Origin of the sequence: Gordonia sp. 852002-51296_SCH5728562-b (assembly GCF_001665475.1) — a bacterium.
In the GTDB taxonomy this organism is placed as follows: domain Bacteria; phylum Actinomycetota; class Actinomycetes; order Mycobacteriales; family Mycobacteriaceae; genus Gordonia; species Gordonia sputi.
Genome location: NZ_LZMI01000056.1, coordinates 1 through 665, shown reverse-complemented (window position 1 = coordinate 665; position 665 = coordinate 1). Strand labels below are relative to the sequence as shown.

The following is a 665-nucleotide window of genomic DNA, read 5'->3' as shown; positions in this document are numbered from 1 at the left end:
GTGTGTTCGGCGGTGAGGTAGTCGTGGAAGTCGGCTTTGACGTCGGCGATGCGGTTGATGCGTTCGGGATTCTCGGGCATGCCCGGTTTGGCGTTGAGTCGCCACGCAACACGGCCCGTATCGGGTCCGTCGGTGATCATGCGGGTGGTGAACTGCCCAGGCTTTTTGCCGACCCGCCGATTGTGCACATCACACGCCGGCACCGACTGGTCGATGTCGGTCAAGCCGCCGTCGGCCCAGTCTTTCGCGGCGTGATGCATCTGCACCCGCGACGCGGGTTGATTACAACCCGGTGCCGAACACATCTTCCCGCCCGGTGAGGCGAACGAGGCCAACCGTTGCCCCAGCGTGGCGATCCGCTTCGACCGACCCAAATACAGCGGGATGCTGGTGTGGTCACCGAACACCGCCAAATACTGACTCGCACCGGCGGAGGCGGCCATCTCGATCACGTCGCCGATCGGCAGGAGTGTTCCGGATGTGGTTTGTGCGATCCCTGCTTGTGCTTCCAACTCGTGCAGGCTGGTGGTGACGATTACCTGGATCGGTAATCCCCGATGGGTGTTGCCGAGCATGCCGGATTCCAACACCTGCCCGAGGAGGGCGGAGAAGGCGTCGTGGTTGCGTTGGGCGGGTGAGCGTTGATCCCGCAACGCCGCCGCCGC

General features: G+C 63.9%; 1 protein-coding gene. It reads right to left on the bottom strand.

Annotated features, from left to right (window positions below):
• Positions 1-665, bottom strand: a 665-nt coding sequence (locus A5766_RS09685) for an HNH endonuclease signature motif containing protein (protein WP_156527427.1), incomplete at both ends; no start/stop codon positions are given.